The organism is Microcoleus vaginatus HSN003 (genome assembly GCF_022701255.1).
Classification (GTDB): Bacteria; Cyanobacteriota; Cyanobacteriia; order Cyanobacteriales; family Microcoleaceae; genus Microcoleus; species Microcoleus vaginatus_B.
In genome coordinates, this window is the sequence record NZ_CP031705.1 from 3,785,642 (window position 1) to 3,807,304 (window position 21,663).

Below are 21,663 nucleotides of genomic sequence, written 5' to 3' on the forward strand. Positions count from 1 at the left end.
CAGTTCTCTTTCTGTAGCTAGGTTTTGTTCAAATTTAGCTTCCCTAAACCGCAACACCGTTAGGTGTGACTACGCACTCAACTAATCCAGTTAAGTTTTTACGTTGTCTAGTTATACTCAATTTTAGACCGATGACGATCATAGCACACCCGGTACAAGACCCAGAAAAAATAACACGGGGATTCAAGTCGCTGGGAATGCGGGCCCCATGGGACGCAATGTTTTCGCTCTTGCCGAATACTTCTATAAACTCTTGACAAAATACGACAATTGACATCCTCACCGACCTAAAGCCACGGTGATTCCAAGAATCACTTCTTGAACCTTTCTGCTTCTTAGCAGCGGCCTCCACCCTCAAGGAGATTTGGTCTTATGCTCGCTCCACAGACTAACCCCGCAAGCCCTGCGGTTTTATGTGTCGAATACCAACAAAAATCTTTGTTGTTTGATTCTAGGGGTGGACTGCCCATTGCCCTGTCATCTTTTCCCGGTCTACCGATTTTTCTTCCCCGTTGCAGTCATTGCAAGCTTTGGTGTTAGGGTTTATGTCTCCATCGTCGCGGGTGGGTCATTGACCAATTAGATTGTAACACAAAGCCGTCCTAAAAGGACGGGGTTTCTACCCACTTTTTTGATGACGATTTATCCCGGTGACGTAGCTCCTGTCTTCAGCCTGCCCGACGCGCAAGGCAATATCGTCAGCCTTGCAGATTTTCGAGGGCGGCGAGTTGTACTTTACTTTTATCCTCGGGACAATACCCCAGGCTGTACTAAAGAAGCTTGCGGCTTTCGCGATCTTCACTCAGACTACGAGTCGCGCAATATTTCAGTCCTCGGCGTCAGTACAGACGGGGCCGGGGCCCATGCCAAGTTTGCAGCTAAATATCAACTGCCTTTTCCCTTGCTGTGCGACTTAAACGCCGAAGTGGCTACCGCCTACGGCTGTTACGGACTCAAAAAATTTATGGGAAAAGAATTTATGGGAATTACTCGATCGACCTTCGCGATCGACCCTGATGGTAGGATTGAAAAGGTTTATCGGAAAGTCAAACCAGAAACTCACGCGGCGGAGATCCTAGCAGACTTGCCAGACCTCTCGCGCGAATGAAAAATTAAAAATTAAGACTCCGGAGCTGCAAGCTAGGAGGCCTGAAATTACTATCTCCTAAACAAGCTTTTGAGTTTATGCGTCGATTGTGGCAAATTGTACAAACTGTGCTGGGACTGATTTTTCGACATCCCGTCACTGGTACTGCGGTGATTCCCGTATTGCCTGACGGGCGAATTGTGTTAATTCGCCGCCGCGACAACGGTCGCTGGGCACTGCCGGGAGGTATGGTGGATTGGGGAGAGGATATTCCGACAACTGTGCGCCGGGAATTAGCGGAGGAAACAGGACTCGATTTAGTCAAAATCCGCCGCTTGGTGGGTGTTTATTCGGCTGCCGATAGAGACCCTCGCCTGCACTCGATTTGTATCGTGGTGGCGGCAGAGGTAGAGGGAAAGATGCAAGTTCAGGATACCCTTGAAGTCAGCGAGGTTGAGGCTTTTTTGCCCGAATCGCTGCCGGAGGGCGCACTCAGCCACGATAACGACCAACACTTACAGGACTATTTTCAAGGCCTGACAACTTTGGCGTAAATCGGCGGGGCATCCAAATTTTCAGAAAAGTCGGAAATTACCTCGCCGTCAAAAATTGTCTGTGATGACTGTGGAATTAATTTTTAATGTTTTCCTACTTTAATTCACAATCTCTGAAGATTAAATTAATCATATTTTTATTACTAAATATTTAACCGGATGTACTCACCGCTACGCAATTCTCGGGTAAAACTCTCTGTAGGGCAAATCTTCTGGCACGAAGTCGGTCAAGGCCCGAAGTTAGTATTTTTGCACGGTTCTTGGCAGGACAGCAGTCAGTGGCTGCGGACGATCGAACATTTGAGCCCCTACTACCAATGCTTCGCACCGGATTTGCTGGGGTTTGGCGACTCGGAACGCCCGAAAATTCATTATTCGATCGACCTGGAAGTAGAATGTCTCGCTCAATACCTCGATACTTTGAAGCTGCGAGAGGTTTATTTAATCGCTCACTCTCTGGGTGGTTGGGTGGCCACAAGCTACGCTATCAAATATCCCGATCGAGTTCAGGGTTTGGTTTTGTTGGCCCCAGAAGGCGTCAAGGTTGGCAACCGGCGCGGGCGCTGGCAGACGGCTAGCTGGCTAATGGGCCAACCACCCCTGGCTTTTTGGTGGCTGCGATCGATCTATCCAATTGCTAAGTTGCTGGGTAGTCAAAACAAGATTGACGGACTGCTAAATTTCAGACAGGAGTTGATGCAGTCCCCAGTTGCGGTGCAGTTGCTGTTCCGGCGGCGGCAGGCTGAAATTACAGCGGAATTAGTTGATGAGAATTTGCCTTTGCTGAAAGCGCCTGTTTTGCTGTTGCACGGTTCTGAAGATACCACTGCAGCTTCGTCTCTGTGTCAATCCTATGCTGCTCTAGCTCCTAATGCCGAACTGCAATTGGTTAGTCCAGGGGGAAGCAATTTGCCGCAGGAAGTCCCGGATGTTGTTGCTAAGTATATTCGGGAATTTGCTAAGTGAATTGGTAATTGGTAAGGAAGAAAGAAGGAAGAGAGAAGAGGGAAGAGGGAAGAAGAATTCCCCATTACCCATCCCCCTTAACAATGACTCATAATTCATAACTCATAACTCATGAGTCATTCCCCAAAAAATAGCCTCTGGTGCGTAAATTAAGCCTGCGGCTGTATCAGGAAAGGCTGCGGTGAGGTATTTTAAAAGCATAGTGCGATCGCCCCCCGTGACCGCAATTTTGCTATCAGGAAACAAACACCGCCAATCTTCAATAAAATCCCTAACTCCTGCCACCGTCGCATACACAACTCCGCTTTGAATTGCCCCCGCAGTATCTTTCGCCCAGCGGTGCGGCAGATTTTGTGGTAAACTGATTAAAGGTAATGCAGCAGTTTTTTTACCGAGCGACGATAACTGCAAACCCAAGCCTGGTAAGATGGCGCCCCCAACTAAATACCTATTGACATCAACCCCAGTAAATGTTAAGGCTGTACCAGCATCTATAAGTAAAACTGGCCAACCCAATTCCTTGCCAGCGCCCAGTACAGCCAAAGCTCTGTCAATTCCCAGGGTAGGATAGAGTCCCCCGATCGGCAACTGGTCTAAAGTAATAATTCGGACATCAGGATAACTCTGCCAAATTGCTGTTTGCTGGGTAACTACTGAGGCCAAAATTAGAGGCAGTGGCACTAAAGAAAGTGTGTGAGGACTAGAAAAAGCGGGAGTAGCAGGAAGAGAAAGGAGATTTTGAGAAGATGCTTCCTCGATCGACCTCATTACTGTTTGCACCAAATATTCGGCCTTTTCCTGCTGGGAGAGCGGGGAAACAGTATCAGCATTGAGATGCTGTGTATCCCATGTTTTCTCCAGAGTTTTGCCCGCAAATAATCCCCAGTGCAGCCGAGAATTGCCGATCGCCAAAGCTATTTTAATCTGGCCTTTACCTTTCGCTCCCGAAGTAATGTTGTCGCTGGTTGCTGGCGAACGAAAATTGTCGGTAATTGAGTTTTCCATGTTGATCGAGCGCGCACAAACATTGAACTAAAGATAGATTTTATATTAATTTTCTTCGATTAACCGGGCAGTTAACTCTATTTGACATCTGACCAAGTTCTATGGCGCGCCAATTAGTATTCTCGCCTGCAGAGCGCATACTTGATAAATATAAATATTTGTAAAGCAAATAATTGCTTTGCTCAGGCTGCATCCTTTATAATGTCTTAAGATATTCCAAAAGTCCTGGTAGCTGCGATGGGGCTGTTGGCGGGGTAAGCATAGGTTTAAAAAAACAGACTCAATCAAAATACTGTACAACTCCTGAGTAAATATGTCTTTGAAAATACAAGAACACGAAAACCCCTGGCAAAGAGTAACTTCGCGGTTGCCTGAATCTGAAAAGTGGAGGCAGGAAGAAAGTCTTTCGCTGCCGGAAGTAGACCGACAAAAAGCCCTAATCGTGCAGATGCAGCAGCAAGTTCAGTTATCAAACTTGCTGAACCAAATTAATAACGAAATTCGCAGTACACTTGACATAGAAGAAATTTTGACATCGGCCTGCAGATTGCTGGGGCAAGCGTTACAGTGCAGCCGCGTGAGCATTTTAGTCAAAGAATCAAATACAGAAAAAACTTTAGTCACGCGCGGAGAGTACAACGCGGGGGACTATCCGATTCAACTTGGTATGAAAGTACCAATGAGTGACAACCCGCATTTGGCTGCCGTCGTGTCTCAGCAAGAGTCGCTAGCAGTGACGAAGTTTCTCGATTTTCCGGGATTGAACCCACAAACTCGAAAAATTGCCGAAGCTTTGGAGATTAAGTCAATGCTGGCAATAGCTACTCGCTATCAAGGTGAAGTGAATGGCATAATTGGCTTGCATCAGTGCGATCGCCAACGGGAATGGACTGAGTGGGAAAGGCAGCTTTTAGAAGGGGTAGGATCGCAATTGGCGATCGCGATCAATCAAGCCAAACTCTATAGCAAAACCAGGCGCCAAGCCGAACGAGAATCGCTGCTGCGGCTGATCGGCAACCAAATTCGCAGTACCCTCGATCTGGAAACTATTCTACAAACAGCGGTGAGAGAAGTCCGCCAAATGTTGAAGTGCGATCGAGTAATCATCTATCAGTTTCAAGACAACTGGCAAGGAAAAGTTGTTGTTGAAGATATGGTGATTCCTTGGCCTTCAATTTTAGGAGATATGGGGGCGGATAAGTGTTTCCGGGGAGATTACGCGGATCTTTACCAGCAAGGGCGAGTCAAAGCCATTAATGATATTTTTAATGCTGGTTTAGAGCCTTGTCACGTTGATTTCTTAGACCGTTTGCAGGTAAAAGCTAATCTGATCGTGCCGATTGTTACATCGAGAACTGAAGAAAGTTCCTCCGAAACAGCGGCAAGCTATAATCCTAAATTTCCCGGTAGGCTGTGGGGTTTGCTGATTGCTCACGAGTGCCGGGATACCCGCAATTGGCAGCGGCAAGAAATGGAGTTGCTCTCCCAGATAGCCAACCAAATGGCGATCGCCATTCAGCAAGCAGAACTTTATAGCCAAGTCCAAGATGCTGCGGTAAAATCTCAAGCTCAAACCCAGCAATTGCAGGCTGCCTTAGAAGAATTGCGATCGGCGCAGCAGCAATTGATTCAAAGCGAAAAAATGTCAGGTTTGGGGCAAATGGTAGCGGGAATTGCTCACGAAATTAACAACGCCAACAATTTTATCCACGCTAACTTGTTTCACGCTCAAGAATATTTTAAAGTCTTGAACGAAGCTCTAGAACAGGCCGGAAATGCCTGCCCGGAAGCAGCGGAGGCCATTGTTAGAATCAATGAAGAACTAGAACTCGATTACATTCGAGAAGACTTTGGTAAACTGATCAATTCAATGCGAGAAGGCAGCGGGAGGATTCGCTCGATCGTGATGACGCTGCGAAATTTTTCTCGTTTAGACCACGCTGAATTAAAACCAGTAGATTTGAATGAAGGTTTAGAAAGCAGTTTCTTGATGCTGCAAAATAAGCTAAAAACCCATATCAAAATAGACAAGCAATACGGCAGTTTGCCGCCCGTCCAATGTCATGCCAGTCAAATCAACCAAGTATTTTATAATTTGATTGACAATGCTTTAGATGCGCTCCAGTCAACGAGCAAACCGGGGGAATTAACCATCCGCAGTTGGCAAAGCGAGCCGGACTGGGTAACAATCTCTGTCCGCGACACGGGATCTGGCATTCCTGCTGAAATTCAAGACAAGATTTTTGACCCCTTTTTTACTACTAAACCTGTGGGTAAAGGCACGGGTTTGGGACTTTCAGTGTGCTATCAGGTAATTGTTCAAGCTCATGGTGGTAAGCTGAGCTGCGTCAGTCAGGTGGGCCAAGGAACTGAGTTTATTGTAGAGTTGCCGCTGACAAATCAGAGGGTAAGTGCATAATTCCTGCTTTAGTCAGATTAATGACCCATGCCCCATGCCCTCTCTCCGTGGATTTGTTACAGCACTTCCGGATGTTATGAGGTACAGTAGCAGCAATTAGTAAACCAGTTTTTGAGATGTTTCGGATTAATTAAGTCAAGAGCCACAGCAATTATCGTGTCAACCATTTTAGTGCTGGTTGGTGAAAACTGTCGCAATAAAGATTTAAGTTGCGACCACCATAATTCAATCGGATTAAAATCAGGAGAGTATGGGGATAAACATAAAATAGAAGCACCCACCACGGCAATCATCGATGTAATTGAATCTACTTTATGCGCTGGTAAGTTATCCATCACTACTACGGCTCCGGGCCACAATTGTGGCACTAAACATTTCTCGATAAACACCTCAAATGCTTTGCTATCCATCGAGTTGTCCAGGGTCATTAATGCCACTACTTTCGTGAGGCTAATTGCACCAATTACTGTGACTTTCTTGCCTCGATAAAAAGGTTTGACCGCATAGGCTCTAGTTCCTCGTTGCGAACGTGCATGAGTTCTGGTTAAACCTAGCAATACTCCAGTCTCATCTAAAAATACTAGATTTTTTGGCTCGATATCCTTGACTTTTTCCCAATAGTCTAACCTTAACTTCATCACTCTTTCTGTGCCTGCTTGGCTACTCCTGACTGTTTTTTTTTACGATTTAATCCCAACTTCTGTAAGGCGCTACACATGGCTGTTCTGCCTACCCAATTTCCTGTCTTTTGGGCGAACAACTCACACAATTCTACCAAAGTTGCATCGGGATGTGTGACCACTATTTCTCTTAACTCTTGTGACGCATTATTCAAATGACTGAATCTGGGTTTACCCCTCGGTTTAGGCTGTAAATTCCCCTCTATTTTTTGTTGCTTGACAAGTTTTTGAACTAAGCTTTTACTGCAGGCAAATATTTCTGCTGTTTTTCTGATCGACAGCTTCTGCTCGACATGGGCTGCTACTATTTTGGATCGCAAATCTACTGAGTATGCTTTCATTGGTATATTATTTTTAGTCGATTCTATTGTACCTCATAACATCCGGAAGTGCTGTAGTAATTAACCCGACTTGATACTAATTGTCAACTTGCTGCTGATAAGCCTGATATACAGCCTCTAAAAAGACATTAGCATCAACTTTTTTCTGCGTTTTTTCCCAACCTATGATTTCTTTAACTTGAGTAGCCAGTTGTTTGCTCAATTCATTTCTGGCATTAGGTATCATCCCTTCGCGCCGCTGTAAATACTCTCGAATTACAGCAAAATCTTCTGGCAGCAAGCTGGAAATATCGGCCTCTAGCACCAGTTTATTTGCTAGGGATTGAGCCGATGTTGATACTTTCAATGCAGCAGTTGTCATAGGTTGTTCTTCTTGAATTACCAGGGTGCCTCCTACCAAATCTCCTAAACGTTTTTCCTGCTGGTTGAACACGATCAAAAATACACCTATAAAAAATAAGTCGTCAAAAGGCCGCAGCAAAGCCCGTAGAGTTGATTGCTGAAGCCTGACTGGACGGCCATCATCCCGAATTACTCGGATTTTGACATAACGCTTGCCTGGTGTTTTACCAGACCACACCGTTTCATAAAATACAAAGTAACCTACATAAATGAAAAAACCAATTAATGCTTGAACTGCTATCAACCAGAGTTCTAAGCGATTGGTACTTCCTAGCAACTTTGCGATCGTCTCCAGCAACACTGAATTAAATATCAGCGCACCTAATAGAAATACTACTATAATTAAACCCAAAATGATATAGTCGATCAGCAATGCGTAGGCGCGGTTGCCAATTCCCGCTAATGTAAATTCTAGTTCTACACTTTCGGGAGTGTGGAGAGTGAATCGATTAAAAAGTCGCATAAATTTGAGCAAATTTTATGTTTTGACTGAGGCTGAATTAGCGATCGCGCATTTGCAAACCAAAACCTTCTTTGCGGCTGCGGAGGTCATAGTAGATAATGGCTTTCATAGCTTGCCAAAAAGGAGTCACCAGCGCCGCGCTGCCAAAGCTCAATGGCAAAATAAGAAGATAATAAACTAAGTAAAATAGACCCGTTTCTCCGCCCAAAAGTGGAGTCAAAAAAAGTTGAACGATCACAGTAAGTATCTGCACAACAATCGTGATCGGGAGCGAAACCAAAATGCCCACAAAAACTATCCACTGAATGCGTCCGACCGACCCCTTAGTTAACTGCCAACTGCGACCGATTGCTGAACTAGCACCTATATTATTTTCGATCGCCAGCGGCAACTCAACAATCAGCAAGCGAGAGAAAATTCGGATATAGATAATTAAGAAAGCAATGACCGCAACTGCCACCAAAGCTGCAATAAGTAGGTAATTTTGCCCCAAGATCGCAGCAGCCCCCCCTCCCAAGATTGCCATAGCGATCCCACCTACCAAAGATCCCCCAAAAAAAATCAGAAATGTCAATATACCCGCCCCGAAAAAACTCCACATCCGAGGATTCACCTCACGGCGAGCATCACTGACAGTCTCTGGCTTTTCCCTAACTTCACCGAAAGCCAGACGAGAAATGAGCCCTAAGATCGCAGAATATTTAGCCCAACCGTAAATCGGAACTAACAACCACAGATTAGCTACGAATGCCAAACCAAAATATGACTTAAAATGGTCGCGGTAAATCCGCAAGCTAGCACTAACAACATTACCGACGCTCAAGGGGCCTGTTTGTCCAGAAGAACTAAGATTTTTTTTAGGCATGACTGGATGAGTGTAGTTGTGTGAGGCGAAAAATTTACAACTATCTTAAGCTATATCTAATAGAACTTAGTGAAAACTTTATGAATATTAAACGTTGGATCGCGCGGCGAGAACCCAACTGGAAACGGTTGGACACTCTTTTACAGCAAGTAGAAAAAAAGGGGCTAAAGTCCTTACCTGCGTCTGAAATCAGGGAATTAGCGAGTTTGTACCGTTCTGTTTCGGCAGATTTGGCTAGGGCTAGGACAAATGAAGTCGGTAATATTTTGTTACAAGATTTGCAAAGGTTAACTTCTCGTGGCTACACCCAAATTTACCAAGGTTCGCGCCGCCAAGATTGGGAAGCTATGGTGGAGTTTTGCCGCTGGGGTTTTCCGGCTACGGTACAGCAGACGTTTGGTTATACGGCGACTGCGACGGGTATTTTTTTAGTAATGGCGTTGATTGCTTGGTGGTTTGCTTGGCAAGATCCGGCGTTTTTGTCCCTCGTAGTTCCTGGACATTTGATTAAAACGGTACGCGATGAGGGGAAATTGTGGATGGGTTCAATTGTGGGAATCGAACCTTTAGCTTCTAGCGGTATTATGACTAACAATCTATCCGTATGTTTTGCGGCTGTTGGGGGAGGGATTGTTTTCGGTCTTTACACTGTTTATATTATGGCATTTAATGGAGTGAGCATCGGCGCGATCGCCAGTTTAGTAGCTCAGCACAATTTAGCTTACCCTTTTTGGGCGTTTGTATTTCCTCACGGTTCCCTGGAATTGCCGGCGATTTTTTTAGCTGGCGGCGCTGGTTTAATCATCGCCCGCGCCATCTTTTTTCCTGGCAAATATCGTCGTGCTGATGCCATGAAGTTTTATGGTACTCAAGCTGCACAATTGCTATTTGGAATTGTGCCGATGCTGGTAATTGCTGGTACGATCGAGGGTTTTTTCTCGCCAAATCCGGCAATTCCCGATCCGTTGAAGTATTTGGCTGGGATCGGGTTGTTTGCGCTCTTGGTGATGTATTGCAGTAAAAGGCGATCGGCTACAACTCCTATTCAAAGCTAGGGCGTGTTTTCAAAGCCGGAGATACCCCTCGCATCCCCCTTAAAAAGGGGGACTTTGACGCTCATTCTCGCCCCTTTTTGGAATCGATCGAGCCAAGTAACTAATTAAAATCATGACTCTTACTAACATCCGCTTTCCGGAAGACAATCCTTTTTCTCGAATCAAACTTCGGCATATATTTGGATGGTACTGCTTATTGGGTACAGGCATTTACTTTCAATTGGCAATGATTGGCTATACACGGGGGATACAGTTCGATGGTAAAACACCATTCGATCTATTAGTTGTGGCAATATTTGGAACTTATTTAACGATTTTGCTACTGGCTTTGGTGGGGCGAGAATGCAGGCTAGCAGGAATTGAAATTAAATATCTGGTTGGTAAAGTTCCCACTCACTACCCATGGTTGCCATTAGTAGGTCTTGCGCTCGCTAACGTGGTTTTTTCACTAAGTGTATTCCGAGTATTTTATTATCCTTTGTCTTTTATTGTACCTTCGTTTGTTGAAAAAATATTGATTGACAATAGAGATACCAGTACCAGTATTTTAATTACACCTTCAAACACCTTTTTTCCTGCGCTTTACTACTTGAGTTCCGCTATCTACTCTTATGTAATATTTCCCATATTTTATGCCTTTATTTTCGAGGCTATTCTATTACACAGATGGGCGGCAAAATGGGGAAACACCCGAGCAATAATAGCTTTTTTCCTGCTGCCTCTAATTTCTTATAATTTTATATCTAGTGTTATTGCAACCATCATCAACGCAATTTTGTATGTAAAAAGCCGCAGCTTACTTGTACTAATAATTTTTATGGCTTTGAAAAAGCTTATTTGGGGAATTTGGAATGTGTCATATACAACCTTTTTAGACAATCAAGTAGGAAGCACTCTAGATGTATTTCGCTCTCAAATACAGCTAAATGTCTTATTTTTTGCTTTGTCAGCCCCTTGGGTAATCGGTTTCATCTATAAAAACTGGTCTGTTCTCAAAGGGCCTTTACCTTACTTTGCGAATGCTGCGGAAGCTGAGAAGATTAAAGCTGATTCCGCGACTTAAGTTGCAAATATCTGTTAACTAATTGCTCGCTAATTTGATTGGCTGGTGCATCCAAAACCAAAACTCCTTTTTGTTTCAACTGTGCAAAAGCTACCTGACGCTGGGCTAGTAAATCTAAAGCTACAGCACGATTATAAGCAGGTGTAATTTCCACGGTGGAAGTGTGAGCGATTTGGTCAACGAGAGGGTCGCGCAAAGTTACGCAAAAAGGCAAATAACGAGGTGCTAAACGCGCTAAAGCCGAAAGCATTTCTGTAGAAGCTGTGACATCTACTAAATCAGTAATTAGCACTACTAATGCACGGCGAGTTTGTTGACTTACTAATTTAGTTACAGCACCAACATAGTCTGGTTCTAACAAAACTGGCTGAATTGGCGCCAGGCGTTCAATCAATTTAGATAGTTGATGTTGACCCCTTTCCGGGGATATCCAAGTCGTGATTTCCCGATCGAACACACCGACTCCCACGCGATCGCCCCGATTTAGTCCAGCCAAGGCTAAAGACAGCGCTGCATTCACTCCCCAGTCAAAACGCTTCAAACCCTGCACTCGCGCCGTCATCAGCCGTCCCCTGTCGAGTAAAATAATCAAGGTTTGCTCTTTTTCTGGTTCTAAAACTCTGACTAAAGGGCGCGATCGTCTTGCAGTAGCTTTCCAATCAATCAAGCGAGGATCGTCACCAATACCATATTCCCGGAGTTCGGCAAATTCAGTTCCCATGCCGAGTTTTCGTAACCCACGCATTGTGCCGCTATTTTCTAATGTTAGCCGAATAGAGAGTTCTTTCAACATCACTAAATCGGGATAAACGGCCACTTTTTCACTAGCAGGTATTGTCCAGTCGTTCCATGCTAAACCCCAGTTTCCCAACTGCCGCACTTGAATGTCTCCCCACTTATACTCTCCGCGATTTGACGGGCGGATTGTATAAGTTAATTCTTCCTCGCTGTTAGGATTGAGGGAGGCTTCTAGCATCGGTTGAGAGACATCAAACTCTAGCGGATAGGAGTCGCGCAGGCGAATTTTAGCTGTTTGATTTGCCGTTAGCGCAGCCCTCGGAGAGGATCGCACTGACAGTAAAACCGGATTGTCTCGCCCAATCGAAAGTCGGTGCAACGGATGGCGTGTCACTTGCACCCGATGAGATTTTACGCGCAGTGCGTCGGTAATGGCTAGACCTACAATTAAACAGTCAAATAGCAAAGTGCCGATAATACTTGTCTGCAGATTTACAAGCATAGCGAGCAAAAGGGCGATCGGAATTGCGATCGCTAACAGGAAATAAAGACGAATAGAAGGAATCATTTGGTTTACCTCGGTACAGCAACTTGTTTTAATACCGAAGCAATTACCGAATCAATTTGCAAGCCATCTAGCAGCGATTCTGGTTTGAGAATCAGACGGTGACGCAAAAGCGGCAGTGCGATCGCCTTCACATCATCAGGAGTAGTATAATCCCTGCCCGCTAGCCAAGCGTGAGCTTTACTACTTTGCAACCAAGCTACTGCCGATCGCGGAGAAGCACCCAATGCCAAATCCGGATGTTTTCGCGTATTGTGTACCAAAGCTAGCACGTAATCGAGCACTTTCTCTTCTACTTTGACTGTTTGTACAGCTTGACGGGCGCTAATTATTTGCTCTACCGTTGCTAAAGATTTGATCCGAGCTAAATCGAGACGTTTGGCGCGAAATCCTGCCTCTGCGTTCAGCAACATTTGCTTTTCGGCGGCTGCATCGGGATAGTCAACCACAAGTTTAAATAAAAATCGGTCTAACTGAGCTTCTGGTAGCGGATAAGTGCCTTCAAATTCTAGGGAATTTTGAGTGGCGATCGTCCAAAATAATTCTGGCAGAGCTAAAGTCTCACCGTCTAACGTTACCTGCTGTTCTTCCATTGCTTCTAGCAGTGCTGACTGGGTTTTCGGAGGCGTGCGATTAATTTCATCCGCCAGCAAAACTTCAGTAAACACAGGCCCTTTTTTCAGGGTAAAACTGCGGCTTTCAAAATCAAAAATATTCGTTCCCAAGATATCCGACGGCAAAATATCCGGCGTTAGTTGAATGCGACGAAAATCTGCTTGAATCAATTGGGCGATCGCTTTTACAAGTAGAGTTTTCCCGGTTCCAGGGACTCCCTCAATAATTACGTGTCCGCCGCTCAAAAGTGCCACTAGCAAGTGCTGTACAGTGGAAGATTGACCCACAACTATTTTGTCGAGGGCTTGGCTGAGGCGTTTAAAAATAGAGTTTGTTTCGCTCATTTTAGATTTTTCCTGTCAGAGGGGAGATGTTGACGGATTTGCTGCCATTTACCCAACCACGCTAGCAAATCTGAATCGCTGATTCGCCGTTTATGAGATGGCGAGGGCAGCACTTCTGACAATTCTGCCGCTTTTCGCCCTGTTTGCTCAACCCAAGCATTTGTTAGGGTTTCACTTTCCAGCGATCCCTGTCCTAATAATGCTTTTTGCAGTTGTAACTGTTCTTCTTTTCCGATAATTTCTACGGCAAAATCAGTGCTGTTTGCTTTTTGCAAAACACCTGCTAATGCTTGAATGTAAGCTTCGCTGTTGTCAACCTGCGGCGCTGATAAAGTTACAGGCTGTCCAAACCTGTTCCACCCGGCAAAAATAGCAACGATTAAAATAATTGTCGCCTGTATTAAAACGGGAAATAGAGGAGTTTTGGCTAAATAAGTGAATAAATTTCCCTGGTATTCGCGTTCAATAACTTCTGCATCTTTGTAGCCGTGAATGTATTCGTCTACCCAGACTTTATTGAGGATTTCACTCGTTCCCTGGCTTTGGGGATTGCTCGAATTTTGGATTAATTTCACTTTTAGAGCCTGCTCGACCCCCTCTATTTCTTGTTCTCCACCTTCTAATTGAGTAACCAGCCCTGCTAAAAATTCATAATTACCTGGAAAATCCTGATAAGCATTAGCAGCTAAATGGGAGGTACTGGCAAAATAAACTGTTCCCTTACCAAGTGTTTTTCTCCAAACAATTGCCCCAAATTGATCGTCTAAAACTTGTTTTTTATTGCTGGGGTATCTCCGCCCCGTGTCAATCTTGATTTCCCCGGCTGAAGCTGGGTGCAAGCTACTAAAAGGTGCTGGTGTCACCGGGGCGCGAACTCCCAAATTTACCAAAGTATTGCCTTGTTCCACCCACTTTCTCTCTGTATCAGAAACAACTTCTGGTATCAATTTACTATAGATACGCAAAAGTGTACTGGGTGGTTTTGCATCTTGGTTTTTAGCAAAGTCTTCAAAAGGTTTTTGCCAGCGCTGAACCTCGGTTCCCCGTTTTGACATAAAAGCATACCATGCTCCGTAGCCGTCCGGCGCTCTATTATAAGTAGAACCGCTGTTGACTTTGTTGTTAGCCGGAGCAAATAGCAGGGTAATGATCATTATTGCAGTAATGGCGATCGCTCCCAACAACCACAACCTACGCTTTGACAAGTTCATCTATCTTTAATCCTTAATTTGTTGATAAGCTTGCTGACACTGTTCAAAGGTTGAGGCGTCAGCTTCCGTCTTACTAAAATATAACTGCTCATGTATTCTTATCAAAGTTTCGTAAGGCACTGGCTGCGGTAATTGCTGGATTAATTGCAAATATTCGCCATCCGTGCGGCTGGGTTGATAAACCACGGTTCCCGCGTCATTTAACCGCTGCAACACGGCCATGTAAAGACAGCGGCAAGCTTGGCGGTATTTGCCTTGTTGCTGCAATTTTTGCGATCGCAAAAACCACTCTGCTACCGACAAATCTTTAATTGTTTTTTTTGCACTTCCATCAGCTATTTGATTCCTCTTTTGAAAATTATGAATATAAAAACGTAACAGTTGCCAAATCTGCCAACTCGCCCAGACTGTGAGCAATGCTAAGATTAACCAAAAGGCCGTTTTAGCGATCGCCCCCAAGATGGGGGAATCAAACCAAGATGGCAATTTGACATTCGGTATATTTTGGGCAGTTTTTAGTTCCCACCACTCCTGCAATCGCTGTTGCGACTGTCCTAATTGCCAGCCCAAATTAGTTTTATCAAAGGAGCTTTCAGACATAGCTTTACATCAATGAGTAGATTTTTGATTGCGGATTGGAAAATTTTTTCTTCTATCATTATCCCCAAATCCCCGACTTCTTAAACATATCCCGATAAGAGAGCGCGATCGCATTTGACGTTTGATTAGGTTGACTTAAATGCCGAGTTATTGTCCCTAATCCTAATTGCCGTGCGATCGAGAATCGCATTTGAGTGATATTCTTCTAAAGTGGCGATCGCCCAACCGCTTGAATTCAGTTTTATTACCACAGAGATAAGTTTATTGTCAACTGTTTATAGGCCCAAAATTGATTTTATTGAATTTTCCTTCTTCCTCAAATCCCTTACATCCGGTACAGTGCTTTGTTGCCGAACTGCCTTACGCCATAAATTTTGGGATACTTAACAGCCTTATAAGAAATTTTATAAAGATTTACAAAAGAAACGTGTCAGAATGGAAACAATAAGGTAATGGGTAAAAGACAAGGAGGCACTGATGGTAGCGCTGACTGAACGAGTCCAACGCAGATTGACGGTGGAAAAAGTCGAAATTGCCCCTGACACAACGGCAATTCGATGCCTGGACTGGGATAGAGACCGCTTTGACATCGAATTCGGACTCAAAAACGGTACAACTTACAACTCATTCATCATTCGCGGTGAAAAAACTGCCCTCGTCGATACCTCGCACGAGAAGTTTCGCCAGCAATACATGGACACTCTGACGGGCGAAATTGACCCGAAAGAGATTGACTATCTAATTATCAGCCACACCGAACCAGACCACAGCGGTTTAGTCAAAGACGTGCTGGCGTTGGCACCCCAAGCAATTGTCGTGGGGGCAAAAGTAGCAATTCAATTTTTAGAAAACCTTGTACACCAACCATTTGAGCGATTGGTAGTAAAAAACGGGGACAAACTAGATTTAGGAAACGGCCACATTATCGAATTTGTATCGGCCCCGAACTTGCACTGGCCCGATACTATTTTCAGCTACGACAGCAAAACTCAAGTGCTGTTCACCTGCGATGCTTTCGGGATGCACTACTGTTCCGACAGCACCTTCGATGACGATTTAGCAGCAGTTGAGGAAGATTACCACTTTTATTATGAGTGTTTGATGGCTCCCAATGCTCGATCGGTACTCGCTGCGATGAAGCGGATGGCCGAGTTGGGAGAAATTGGTACAGTTGCGACCGGTCACGGCCCGCTGCTGCGGCACAATGTGGTGGAACTTACCGGACGCTACAAAAAGTGGAGCCAAGCGCAAGCTAAGGCAGAAACCACTGTAGCGGTATTTTACACTTCCGACTACGGATTTAGCGATCGACTCAGCCAGGCGATCGCCCACGGTATCACCAAAACCGGTGTCGCTGTGGAAATGATGGATTTGAGAATCGCCGACTTGCAAGAAGTTGCGGAACTTGTCGGTAATGCTGCCGGCATCGTAATTTGTTCGCCACCGAGTGGCGGTACTGCTGCTGTGAATGCCGAAGCAGTAATCAACACAATTTTAGTTGCAGCTAACAACAAACAATCTTTCGGTTTGTGTGAATCTGGTGGCGGCGATGACGTATCTATTTACCCGCTGAGAAACAAGTTCAAAGAGTTGGGTTTAAAAGAAGCATTTCCCAACATTTTAATTAAAGAATCACCGACAGAAGCGAGTTATCAACTTTGCGACGAAGCCGGCACCGACTTGGGACAGTGGCTGACGCGGGACAAAGCAGTCAAACAGATGAAATCCCTCGATAGCGACCTCGATAAAGCTTTGGGACGAATCAGTGGCGGACTGTACATCATCACCGCTCAAAAAGGCGATGTTAGCGGTGCGATGCTAGCTTCTTGGGTAACGCAGGCAAGTTTTAAACCGCTGGGTTTAACAATAGCAGTTGCGAAGGATCGGGCGATTGAATCGATGATGCACGCGGGAGATAAATTTGTTCTCAACGTGCTCGAAGAAGGCAATTATCAAACCTTGATGAGGCACTTTTTAAAGCGTTTTGCTCCTGGTGCCGATCGATTTGCCGGAGTTAAAACTCAACCTGCTACCAACGGTTCTCCGATTTTGACCGATGCTTTGGCGTACATGGAATGCGAAGTAGTCAGCCGGATGGAACTTTCGGATCATCATATCGTATATGCGATCGTCGATAGCGGCCGCGTATCCAATCCCGATGCACTGCCGGCAGTTCACCACCGCAAAGTGGGAAATCACTATTAGGAAGTCTGTTGACGGTTGACAGTTGACTGTTGTCAGTTGACAGTTGACTGTTGGCAGTTGTCAGAAGCAATAGGGAAATTCAACGATATATTAATACTGATCGACTGTCTGAGTCAACACACCCCAAACTTATGAGTAAGGTGCGTCAGCCGATGTTTTGTTCGACTTCATCATCGACTATCTACTGACGCACCCTACAATTACAGTCCAGGACGCAACTGGCTACGCAAAAACTCTCAACGTTGGGTGCTTGTGGCGCACCTTACCGGGTTCTGGGTGTTGGGTGCGCCACAAACACCTTACCGGGCCAACCGTTGTCATTTTGACTCCATTTTAACTAGGGGAATTGCCAATGCCTGTCAATCTTTTAGAAGACCGAGATTACACAATTATTATTGCCAGAAGCGATGCCAGCAGAGACCCCCAACATCCTTGGTACGAGGATTGGATAGAAGCACAGGCATCTCTGATCGATTTAGCAAAAAAATGTCAGGAATTTGACAGCGACGGCATCACTCTTTACGAGGCTTCTACTCCTATGTGGAAGTATAAAAATTCCAATGTGGCGCGGTTAGCTGAAATTTTGCAGCGACAAAATACGGAACCGGATTCAGCAAACCCCACTGCAATTAATTTGGAAGAAGCTCTTAATGCAAGTTTTACCGATTATTTCGTCAACAAAACAGATGGCAAAAGGAATAAAGGAGCAATAATTGTTGCAGTCCTTGATGAAAAACCCGCACAAGTCGCTGCTGTCGCCGAAATTATTGTAAGTGCGGCAAATAAAATAGAGGAAGATGAAGAAATTGGAGTGAGCTTTATCCAAATTGGGGACGATCTGAAAACCAGGGAATTTCTGATTGACCTAGATACCAATTTACAGGGTCGAGGTGCAAGGTTTGACATTGTAGATACTAAATTTTGGCACGAAATCAAAAGAAGTTCTGTAGTTCAGTTTCTCATAGGTGCAATTAATGACTAACACTTTGACTCCTAGACTCGCATCGGATACCAAACCCCGTGACGTGCAGTTTATCCCGATCGCACTCGATACTTTTATTGTACGATCGCGCACTTGGGACAGACTCAAATTTGAAGTCGAGTATTCGCTGCAAAAGGGTACGACAGCAAATAGCTATATTATTCAAGCTGACAAAACTGCTTTGTTCGACCCGCCGGGGGAATCTTTTACTCAAAATTACCTGGAATTTTTGCAGCAACGGGTGGACTTGACAAAGCTGGATTACATAATTTTGGGGCATTTCAATGCTAACAGAGCAAGCACGATTAAAGCTTTGTTAGAAGTAGCTCCTGAAGTAGCTTTGGTTTGCACGAATCCAGCGGCAATTAATTTACGAGCCGCTTTCCCCGACCAAGAATTAAACATTATGATCGTTCGGGGAGAAGAAACTCTCAACTTAGGAAAAGGTCACGCCTTAAAATTCATTGCGACTCCGACTCCCCGCTGGCCTGACCAACTTTGCACCTACGATCCGCACACTCGAATCGTGTTCACTGACAAACTATTTGGAGCTCACGTTTGCGGCGACCAAGTATTTGATGAAGGCTGGAGCGTTTACAGCGAAGATCGGCGCTATTATTACGATTCTCTGCACGCATCTCAGGCAAAACAAGTGCTGACCGCAATGGATAAATTAGCGGATTTACCAACAGCATTTTATGCTCCCGGTCACGGCCCGATCGTCCGTTACGGCCTTAATGAACTGAGCAATTTGTATCGGGAATGGAGCCAGCAACAAAATTCCAAAGACTTGACAGTTGCTTTGATTTATGCTTCGGCATACGGAAATACGGCGACTTTAGCGCAGGCGATCGCCAAAGGAATTACGAAAGCAGGCGTTGCGGTGGAAAGTATCAACTGCGAATTTGCCGAACCAGGAGAAATCAAAGATGCTATCGAAAAATGCGCGGGATTTATCATCGGAACTCCCACGCTAGCAGGACACGCTCCGACGCAAATTCAAACTGCTTTGGGAATTGTTTTATCTACCGCAACTAAGAGCAAACTAGCGGGGGTTTTCGGTTCTTTTGGCTGGAGTGGAGAGGCGATCGACTTAGTGGAAAATAAGCTGAAAGATGCCGGCTATCGAATTGGATTTGAGCCGATTAGAACCAAATTTAAGCCGACGGCGGCGACGATTCACGAGTGCACAGATGTGGGAACAGATTTTGCTCAAGCTTTGATTAAAGCGCAAAAATTGCGGGCACCAAAACCGCAGTTAGCAGCAGGGAGCGATCGCACTGAACAAGCCGTAGGGAGACTCGTTGGTTCGCTGTGTGTAGTCTCGGCGAAGCGGGAGGATGTCACCAGTGCGATGCTGGCTTCCTGGGTGTCGCAAGCAACGTTTAATCCGCCCGGTGTGACGATTGCGGTGGCCAAAGATCGATCGATCGAATCTTTGATGTATGCCGGAGATAAATTTGTGCTCAACATCTTAGCAGAAGGGCGACAGTTGCGGAAGTATTTCATGAAAAACTTTGCTCCGGGAGAAGACAGATTTGCCGGAGTTGAAACAATGGAAGCTAGCAACGGCTGTCTCGTTTTGACTGATGCTCTAGCTTATCTGGAATGCGAAGTGATAAGTCGGATGGAATGCGGCGATCACTGGGTAGTCTATGCGGCGATTGACAACGGTCATTTGCTCAAAAATGAGGGCGTGACAGCGGTGCACTACCGGAAATCTGGGACTCATTATTAACGGGAAGTAATCTTGATAAATCCTCGCTTTTCCACAAGTCCGCCGGGGGTTTAAACCCCCGGCTAATAGCAAAAGTCCTCTAAAGAGGACTGATGATTTTAACAGTCCTCTTTAGAGGACTTTCGCTTTGAGGCAGGGGTTTAAACCCCTGCCGGACTGGGGGAAAGCGCGTGTTTAATGATATAAAACTCCCTTACTTTTCTTTTATTTCCTGTTCCGGCCACAGATAAATAGCACCCGAAATCAACGTTAAAGCCACAGAAACCCAAAAAGCAATTAATGCGGGAAAATTCCACGCTTCAGACAGAGGAGCAATTAAAAGTGCGATCGCCACAATCTGACTCACCGTCTTCAATTTGCCCCAAATATTAGCTCCCGAAATCGTAGTTTTATTAACACGCCACCCCGCAATTGTCAACTCCCTGCCCAAAATCAAAAATACTCCCCAAGCCGGAACTCGACCCAACTCAATCAACACTAAAAGCGGCGCGAGAACCAACAATTTATCCACCAAAGGATCGAGAAACTTACCCAAATCGGTAATTTGATTCAGCTTCCTAGCCAAATAGCCGTCCAGCCAATCAGTAGCCGCAGCTACCACAAAAATCGCCGTGCAAATCCAGCGACTTTGCGCGCTTGGGTCGTACAAACCGTAGAGCAGAAAAGGCACTCCCAGCAAGCGAGAGAAAGTAATCAAATTAGGCAAATTCATAATAGATATGACTAAGGCCAACTGGCACATTAAACAAAGGTATGTAGTTGCGCTTGGGCGCTCTTTCCTAAGCTAAGAGCGCTAAAGCGCAACTACATACCTAAAATTTAACCCTATTTGTGACAGTTGGTCTTAATCCTAATAGAAAGAAGTTCGGCCACGATACAGTGTAAGGGATTTAACGGATGTAACCTATATCAGGAAGTCAGAAGTAGATCGCGCAATTCATTAACTGTCTATCCAGTTCTCTGATATAATCTCTGCCGTAAGATTTATTTTCTAATCCTTGTACCAGATTTTCGGGCAGGTCTTGGGCAATTTCATTGCTACAGGAAGCCGCAGCTAAAGCAATAGTTGCTACTGTATCGACATCTCCCGAAAAAGCAATGCAATCTTGGAGCAGTTTGCTCATACTATCATTTCGCATGACCGCAGTAATAGCTGCTCTAACACAGTCCAAACCTTTAACGCTAACTTTTCCTTGCCAAGGTATCGACCACTCACCAGCTACGTGCTTTTCTAGAAAATTTGCCAAATTCTTCTTTAAACCTAGCTGATAAATAAAGTAATGGGACATCAAAGCGGCCGCTATAGCTGCTTTAAGGCCATCAGGAGTGTTGTGAGTAATGGCAGCTTGAATGGTAGCATTTTCAATAACTTTTTCAATAGTAGGAAAAACGCCAATGGGCCCGGCTCGCATCGCCGATCCGCTTTTATCGCTAGCGGAGTGAATTTTTGCTAAGAATTCTTTGCCGTCTTGAACTTGTAGCAAAAAATTGTAAAATTTGCCAGCATAACCAACTCGCCGATCGCGCTGAAAAGCTGCAACAAATTTGCTGGCTAAAAGTTCCGGTGTCCAAGGTTCTCCGCTGACGATAGCTTCTGCGACGGCTAAACTCATCTGCGTATCATCTGTGTAACATCCAGGCTGGATCTCGTGACGGGGATGCTTGATGTAACCGTTGAGATTGTTGTACATTTCAATCGTCTGCTGGTCAACAAATTCAAAACCAGCACCGTAAGCGTCACCAATTGCTAATTCTATTAACATAT

At 45.0% G+C, this 21,663-nt stretch carries 21 protein-coding genes; 9 read left to right on the forward strand and 12 right to left on the reverse strand.

The annotated features are described in order from the left end of the window. Positions 1-634 precede the first annotated feature (634 nt). The 3 genes from bcp (at position 635) to D0A37_RS16400 (ending at position 2,607) form a co-directional block, all read left to right on the forward strand. Positions 635-1,108, forward strand: coding sequence for a thioredoxin-dependent thiol peroxidase (gene bcp / locus D0A37_RS16390; RefSeq protein WP_242715911.1), 474 nt, complete (start codon positions 635-637; stop codon positions 1,106-1,108). 77 nt (positions 1,109-1,185) lie between these two features. Further along, on the forward strand, positions 1,186-1,641 hold the full coding sequence (locus tag D0A37_RS16395; protein WP_242715913.1) for an NUDIX hydrolase: 456 nt from the start codon (positions 1,186-1,188) through the stop codon (positions 1,639-1,641). A gap of 159 nt (positions 1,642-1,800) precedes the next feature. Next, entirely contained in the window at positions 1,801-2,607 is an 807-nt protein-coding gene (locus D0A37_RS16400) for an alpha/beta fold hydrolase (protein ID WP_242715915.1), read from the forward strand. A gap of 102 nt (positions 2,608-2,709) precedes the next feature. Here the strand turns inward: D0A37_RS16400 and D0A37_RS16405 are convergent, their stop codons facing one another. After that, on the reverse strand, positions 2,710-3,612 hold the full coding sequence (locus tag D0A37_RS16405) for a pantothenate kinase (RefSeq protein ID WP_242715918.1): 903 nt from the start codon (positions 3,610-3,612) through the stop codon (positions 2,710-2,712). Between the two features lie 313 nt (positions 3,613-3,925). Here D0A37_RS16405 and D0A37_RS16410 point away from each other — a divergent pair, with 313 nt between their 5' ends. Beyond that, positions 3,926-6,031, forward strand: a complete 2,106-nt coding sequence (locus D0A37_RS16410; RefSeq protein WP_242715920.1) for a GAF domain-containing sensor histidine kinase — start codon at positions 3,926-3,928, stop codon at positions 6,029-6,031. 74 nt (positions 6,032-6,105) lie between these two features. Here the strand turns inward: D0A37_RS16410 and D0A37_RS16415 are convergent, their stop codons facing one another. The 4 genes from D0A37_RS16415 to D0A37_RS16430 form a co-directional block, all read right to left on the reverse strand. Next, entirely contained in the window at positions 6,106-6,669 is a 564-nt protein-coding gene (locus D0A37_RS16415; RefSeq protein WP_242715923.1) for an IS630 family transposase, read from the reverse strand. After that, a complete protein-coding gene (locus D0A37_RS16420) occupies positions 6,669-7,052 on the reverse strand; it encodes a helix-turn-helix domain-containing protein (RefSeq protein ID WP_242715925.1) in 384 nt (127 codons plus the stop codon). The genes D0A37_RS16415 and D0A37_RS16420 overlap by 1 nt, the downstream gene beginning before the upstream one ends. A gap of 76 nt (positions 7,053-7,128) precedes the next feature. Next, complete coding sequence (locus tag D0A37_RS16425; protein ID WP_242715927.1) at positions 7,129-7,917, reverse strand: RDD family protein; 789 nt, start codon at positions 7,915-7,917, stop codon at positions 7,129-7,131. 37 nt (positions 7,918-7,954) lie between these two features. Beyond that, positions 7,955-8,782 (reverse strand): DUF975 domain-containing protein, encoded by an 828-nt coding sequence (locus D0A37_RS16430; RefSeq protein ID WP_242715930.1) that lies wholly within the window; start codon positions 8,780-8,782, stop codon positions 7,955-7,957. An 80-nt stretch (positions 8,783-8,862) separates the two neighbouring features. Here D0A37_RS16430 and D0A37_RS16435 point away from each other — a divergent pair, with 80 nt between their 5' ends. Both D0A37_RS16435 and D0A37_RS16440 read left to right on the forward strand, forming a co-directional pair. After that, positions 8,863-9,837 (forward strand): stage II sporulation protein M, encoded by a 975-nt coding sequence (locus D0A37_RS16435; RefSeq protein WP_242715932.1) that lies wholly within the window; start codon positions 8,863-8,865, stop codon positions 9,835-9,837. 112 nt (positions 9,838-9,949) lie between these two features. Further along, positions 9,950-10,900: a hypothetical protein gene (locus tag D0A37_RS16440; RefSeq protein ID WP_242715933.1), complete on the forward strand. Its 951-nt coding sequence runs from the start codon at positions 9,950-9,952 to the stop codon at positions 10,898-10,900. Here the strand turns inward: D0A37_RS16440 and D0A37_RS16445 are convergent. The 5 genes from D0A37_RS16445 to D0A37_RS29075 all read right to left on the reverse strand — a co-directional run bounded on the left by D0A37_RS16445 (position 10,878) and on the right by D0A37_RS29075 (position 15,224). Beyond that, on the reverse strand, positions 10,878-12,206 hold the full coding sequence (locus tag D0A37_RS16445) for a DUF58 domain-containing protein (protein WP_242715934.1): 1,329 nt from the start codon (positions 12,204-12,206) through the stop codon (positions 10,878-10,880). The two genes, D0A37_RS16440 and D0A37_RS16445, sit on opposite strands and share 23 nt — an antisense overlap. A 5-nt stretch (positions 12,207-12,211) precedes the next feature. Next, entirely contained in the window at positions 12,212-13,162 is a 951-nt protein-coding gene (locus D0A37_RS16450; RefSeq protein WP_242715935.1) for an AAA family ATPase, read from the reverse strand. Continuing rightward, complete coding sequence (locus tag D0A37_RS16455) at positions 13,159-14,373, reverse strand: DUF4350 domain-containing protein (protein ID WP_242715936.1); 1,215 nt, start codon at positions 14,371-14,373, stop codon at positions 13,159-13,161. The genes D0A37_RS16450 and D0A37_RS16455 overlap by 4 nt, the downstream gene beginning before the upstream one ends. 6 nt (positions 14,374-14,379) lie before the next feature. Next, positions 14,380-14,973 carry a DUF4129 domain-containing protein gene (locus tag D0A37_RS16460; RefSeq protein ID WP_242715937.1) on the reverse strand — a complete coding sequence of 198 codons (594 nt, stop codon included), beginning with the start codon at positions 14,971-14,973 and terminating at the stop codon, positions 14,380-14,382. Positions 14,974-15,098: 125 nt separating this feature from the next. Then, a complete protein-coding gene (locus tag D0A37_RS29075) occupies positions 15,099-15,224 on the reverse strand; it encodes a hypothetical protein (protein WP_278187077.1) in 126 nt (41 codons plus the stop codon). 226 nt (positions 15,225-15,450) lie between these two features. Here D0A37_RS29075 and D0A37_RS16465 point away from each other — a divergent pair, with 226 nt between their 5' ends. The 3 genes from D0A37_RS16465 (at position 15,451) to D0A37_RS16475 (ending at position 19,898) form a co-directional block, all read left to right on the forward strand. Continuing rightward, entirely contained in the window at positions 15,451-17,178 is a 1,728-nt protein-coding gene (locus tag D0A37_RS16465; RefSeq protein WP_242715938.1) for a diflavin flavoprotein, read from the forward strand. A 352-nt stretch (positions 17,179-17,530) separates the two neighbouring features. Continuing rightward, positions 17,531-18,160 carry a vWA domain-containing protein gene (locus tag D0A37_RS16470; protein ID WP_242715939.1) on the forward strand — a complete coding sequence of 210 codons (630 nt, stop codon included), beginning with the start codon at positions 17,531-17,533 and terminating at the stop codon, positions 18,158-18,160. Beyond that, on the forward strand, positions 18,153-19,898 hold the full coding sequence (locus D0A37_RS16475; RefSeq protein ID WP_242715941.1) for a diflavin flavoprotein: 1,746 nt from the start codon (positions 18,153-18,155) through the stop codon (positions 19,896-19,898). Before D0A37_RS16470 ends, D0A37_RS16475 begins: the two co-directional genes overlap by 8 nt. 193 nt (positions 19,899-20,091) lie before the next feature. Here the strand turns inward: D0A37_RS16475 and pgsA are convergent, their stop codons facing one another. Together pgsA and D0A37_RS16485 are read right to left on the reverse strand one after the other, a co-directional pair. Further along, a complete protein-coding gene (pgsA, locus tag D0A37_RS16480; protein ID WP_242715943.1) occupies positions 20,092-20,610 on the reverse strand; it encodes a CDP-diacylglycerol--glycerol-3-phosphate 3-phosphatidyltransferase in 519 nt (172 codons plus the stop codon). Positions 20,611-20,815: 205 nt separating this feature from the next. Then, positions 20,816-21,661, reverse strand: coding sequence for an ADP-ribosylglycohydrolase family protein (locus tag D0A37_RS16485; RefSeq protein WP_242715945.1), 846 nt, complete (start codon positions 21,659-21,661; stop codon positions 20,816-20,818). Positions 21,662-21,663: the final 2 nt, after the last annotated feature.